Origin of the sequence: Corallococcus sp. CA053C, from assembly GCF_003611675.1 — a bacterium.
Classification (GTDB): domain Bacteria; phylum Myxococcota; class Myxococcia; order Myxococcales; family Myxococcaceae; genus Corallococcus.
The window spans coordinates 1-3,894 of record NZ_RAWA01000615.1 but is presented as its reverse complement, the minus strand read 5'-3'; the positions used below and the strand labels follow the sequence as shown (position 1 = coordinate 3,894).

Sequence of the window (3,894 nt, the reverse complement as noted above, 5' to 3'; positions counted from 1 at the left end):
CCCGCCGCGAAGCCGGAGCCCGCGAAGGTCGCCGCGAAGCCGGAAGCCGTGAAGCCGGAGTCCAAGCCCGCCGAGCCCGCGAAGGTCGCCGCGAAGCCGGAGCCGAAGCCGGAGCCCGTGAAGGTCGCCGCGAAGCCGGAAGCCGCGAAGCCGGAGCCCGTGAAGGGAAAGGTGGAGGAGACGCCCGTGCCCACCCGCACCGCCGCGCGTGACGGGGGCATGAAGGAAGCCATCGCCCGCGCCCAGCAGCTGCCGGCGGCCCCCCCGCGCCCCGCGGAGGCCGTGAAGGGTGGGGCCTTCACGCTCCAGCTCTCCGCCTTCCAGAACCGCCCGGACGCCGACCGCTTCGCCGCCCGGTTGCGCGACCGAGGCTATGCCCCGTATATCCTGTCGGCGGAAGTGCCCGGCAAGGGCACCTGGTACCGCGTCCGGATGGGCTCCTTCGCCTCGAAGGAAGCGGCCGGTCGGTACCTGACGGACTTCAAGCGCGAAACCCAGCTCGACGCCTACGTGGCCGGCACGAACTAGCGCTGGGCAAGGAAGAGAAGAAGCACCATGACGACGACGAAGCGGGTGGAGAAGCCCTGGGGCCACGAGCTGATCTGGGCCCACACGGAGCGCTACGTGGGCAAGCTCCTGCACGTGAAGGCGGGCCACAAGCTCAGCCTCCAGTTCCACAACCGCAAGGACGAGACCATCCACGTCCAGAGCGGCAAGCTGCTCTTCGTGGTCGACGAAGGCCAGGGCCTCATCGAGAAGGAGATGAACCCCGGTGAGAGCTACCACATCAAGCCGCTGACCAAGCACCGCATGGTCGCCATCACCGACTGCGACATCCTCGAGGTGAGCACCCCCGAGCTGGACGACGTCGTGCGGCTGGAGGACTCCTACGGCCGCGCCGGTACCAGCAAGGCGTAGCCGTCCTGGTGCCTAGCAGTCCGCCGTCAGTGCCTCACGGGGTCGCGGGTTTCCCCGTGGGGTTGCGGGTCCACTGGTCCACGGTGCCGTCACCGTCCAGGTCCTCGCCAATGCGGTCCACCTGGCCGCCCTCCCAGTACTCCCAGTAGTCCACGCGGCCGTCGTGGTTCGCGTCGCGCTCCTTCCGCACGAGCGCGTCGTTCTCGTAGTACAGCCACGAGTCCGGCTTCCCGTCGCCGTCCAGGTCGCGCTCGCCCTTGGTGCGCTTGCCGTCGGTGTAGGAGTACGTGGCGTCCACCTTGCCGTCGTAGTCCAGGTCCATCACCTCGCGGACCTTCGCGCCCTGCGGATCCATGAACTGCGTGACGTCCACGCGGCCGTCCCAGTTCAGATCCAACTCCTTGCGCGTCACGACGTCCTTCAGCCGGAACTCCCACACGTCCGTGCGCCCGTCGCCGCTCGCGTCCAGCTCCGTGACGGTCTCCCCGGGGGCCGGCTTTCCCCGGATGGCCTCCGCCTCCGGACGCTTGCGCACTGCGTCAGGGGCCTCCGCGGACTGCGACGTCTTGCAACCGGGCAGGGCGCTGAGCGCAAGGATGCCCAGGAAAAACAGGCGGTTGTTAGGAATCACGGTTCCTCCCGGGCGGGCAGGGCGCCATGTTCGCGCCGTTCGCACTCCGTGCTTTCGCAGGCCACGTCATTCCATATATTTTCACGTATCGCCATGGCCCGAAAGAAAGTCAGCACCACCATCTACATCACTCCGGAGCAGAACGAACTGCTCAAGGCGCTGAACCAGAAGACGAAGGTGCCCGTGGCCGAGTACATCCGGCAGGGCATCGACCTGGTGCTGGAGAAGTACAAGGCGCAGCTGCCGGGCCAGTCGACCTTCGACGAACTCTCCTGAAGAACGAGGCGTGACGTGACGAGCATGCGTGGCAAGCGGGCGGTGGTGCTGGGTGGGGCCGGATTCGTGGGCTCGCACCTGTGTGAGCGGCTGCTGGATGACGGCGCCGAAGCCGTCCTCGCCGTGGACAACCTGATCACCGGCAACGAGGAGAACGTGCGCACGCTCAAGCCGCGCGCGGGCTTCCGCTACGTGAAGCAGGACATCATCGACGGCCTGGAGGTGGAGGGCCCGGTGGACTTCGTCTTCAACATGGCCTCGCCCGCGTCGCCCATCGACTACGCGAACCTCCCCCTGGAGACGCTGCGCGTGGGCTCCATCGGCACGGAGAACGCGCTGAAGCTGGCGGAGAAGAAGAAGGCCGTGTTCCTCATGGCCTCCACGTCCGAGGTCTACGGCGATCCGCTGGTGCACCCCCAGAAGGAGGATTACTGGGGCAACGTGAACCCCATCGGGCCGCGCTCCGTCTACGACGAGGCCAAGCGCTACTCGGAGGCCATCAGCGCCGCCTACGAGCGCAGCCGGGGCGTCAACGTTCGCATCGTGCGCATCTTCAACACCTACGGCCCGCGCATGCGCCTCAACGACGGCCGCGTGGTGCCCGCCTTCGTGGGCCAGGCGCTCAAGGGCGAGGACTTCAGCGTCTTCGGCGACGGCAGCCAGACGCGCTCGTTCTGCTACGTGAAGGACCTGGTGGACGGCCTCGTCCGGCTGGTGCTGTCGGACGTCCGGGGCCCGGTGAACATCGGCAACCCGCGCGAGATGACCATCAAGCAGTTCGCGGAGGCCGTGCGCGAGGCGGCGGGGGGAGGTAGGCAGATCGTCTACCAGCCGCTGCCCAAGGATGATCCGAAGCAGCGTCAGCCGGACATCACCCGCGCGCGCACCCTGCTGGGCTGGGAGCCGAAGGTCTCCCTGGAGGAGGGTCTGCGGGAGACCATCGCCTACTTCCGAGAGGTTGCCGGTCGTCCCCCCGGGGCATAGGTTGGCCGCGCGCGAGTGAGCGCGACGGTTTGGATGGCCCGGCCCCCCTGTGCGGCCGGCCCCGGGGAGAACGGCGTGAAAGTCCTGGTAACGGGCGGAGCGGGCTTCATTGGTTCGCACGTGTGCGATGAGTTCCTGCGCAATGGCCACGAGGTCATCGCGCTGGACGACCTGTCGGGCGGCAAGAAGGAGAACCTGGATCCGCGCGTGCGCCTGGCCGTGCACGACATCCGCAGCCGCGAGGCCGCGGAGCTCATCCGCGCGGAGAAGCCCCAGGTCCTCTGCCACCTGGCCGCCCAGATGGATGTCCGCCGCAGCGTGGAGGACCCGGGCTTCGATGCGGACGTGAACATCCGCGGCATGCTCAACGTGCTGGAGGCCGCGCGCCAGAGCGGCGTGAAGAAGGTCATCTTCAGCTCCACCGGCGGCGCCATCTACGGCGAGCAGGACTACTTCCCCGCGACGGAGTCCCACCCCACGCGGCCGGTGTCGCCCTACGGCGTCTCCAAGGCGGCGGGCGAGCTGTACCTGGGCTACTACCGCGCCCAGTACGGCGTGCCCTTCGTCGCCCTCCGGTACGCCAACGTGTACGGCCCCCGGCAGAACCCGCACGGCGAGGCGGGCGTGGTGGCCATCTTCAGCCAGCGCGTCATCGCGGGGCAGGGCTGCACCATCTTCGGCGAGGGCAAGCAGACGCGTGACTTCGTCTTCGGTCCGGACGTGGCGCGCGCCAACTACCTGGCCTTCCAGAGCGACTACGTGGGCGCGGCCAACATCGGCACCGGCGTGGAGACGGACATCAACCGCCTCTACGAACTCATCGCGCAGGCGGGCGGCAGCTCCCTTGCGGTCGCGCACGCGCCGGGCAAGCCGGGCGAGCAGATGCGCTCCTGCATCGACGCGTCGCTCGCGAAGAAGGTGCTGGGCTGGGAGCCGTCGGTGCAGCTGGCGGACGGCCTGCGCCACACGCTCCAGTTCTTCCGCGACAAGGTGAGCGGCCCCGCGCGGGCCCGCGGCTAGTCGCCGGCCCATCATCCCATGGCGTCATCGCTCCCTTCCGGCCTTGGGGCCGGGGGGGAATGAGG

5 protein-coding genes and 1 pseudogene are annotated in these 3,894 nt (G+C 68.6%); 5 read left to right on the top strand and 1 reads right to left on the bottom strand.

What is annotated here, in order from left to right:
• Positions 1 to 528, top strand: a 528-nt coding sequence (locus D7V97_RS40975) for an SPOR domain-containing protein (protein WP_199729152.1), incomplete at its 5' end; no start/stop codon positions are given.
• Between the two features lie 21 nt (positions 529 to 549).
• Positions 550 to 918 (top strand): annotated as a pseudogene (locus D7V97_RS40970) (cupin domain-containing protein); the annotation flags it as partial.
• Positions 919 to 952: 34 nt separating this feature from the next.
• On the opposite strand, the gene D7V97_RS40965 reads toward D7V97_RS40970, so the two are convergent.
• Entirely contained in the window at positions 953 to 1,549 is a 597-nt protein-coding gene (locus tag D7V97_RS40965) for a hypothetical protein (protein ID WP_120615979.1), read from the bottom strand.
• A 93-nt stretch (positions 1,550 to 1,642) separates the two neighbouring features.
• On the opposite strand from D7V97_RS40965, the gene D7V97_RS40960 reads away from it, so the two are divergent.
• The 3 genes from D7V97_RS40960 to D7V97_RS40950 all read left to right on the top strand — a co-directional run bounded on the left by D7V97_RS40960 (position 1,643) and on the right by D7V97_RS40950 (position 3,829).
• Entirely contained in the window at positions 1,643 to 1,825 is a 183-nt protein-coding gene (locus D7V97_RS40960) for a ribbon-helix-helix domain-containing protein (RefSeq protein WP_120530896.1), read from the top strand.
• A 24-nt stretch (positions 1,826 to 1,849) separates the two neighbouring features.
• Complete coding sequence (locus D7V97_RS40955; protein WP_120615978.1) at positions 1,850 to 2,809, top strand: UDP-glucuronic acid decarboxylase family protein; 960 nt, start codon at positions 1,850 to 1,852, stop codon at positions 2,807 to 2,809.
• A gap of 75 nt (positions 2,810 to 2,884) precedes the next feature.
• Positions 2,885 to 3,829, top strand: a complete 945-nt coding sequence (locus D7V97_RS40950; protein ID WP_120615977.1) for an NAD-dependent epimerase/dehydratase family protein — start codon at positions 2,885 to 2,887, stop codon at positions 3,827 to 3,829.
• Positions 3,830 to 3,894 lie beyond the last annotated feature (65 nt).

Coding starts and splice junctions, on each gene's coding strand:
- D7V97_RS40960 (WP_120530896.1), top strand. CDS start 1,643: ATGGCCCGAAAGAAAGTCAGCACCACCATCTACATCACTCCGGAGCAG.
- D7V97_RS40955 (WP_120615978.1), top strand. CDS start 1,850: ATGCGTGGCAAGCGGGCGGTGGTGCTGGGTGGGGCCGGATTCGTGGGC.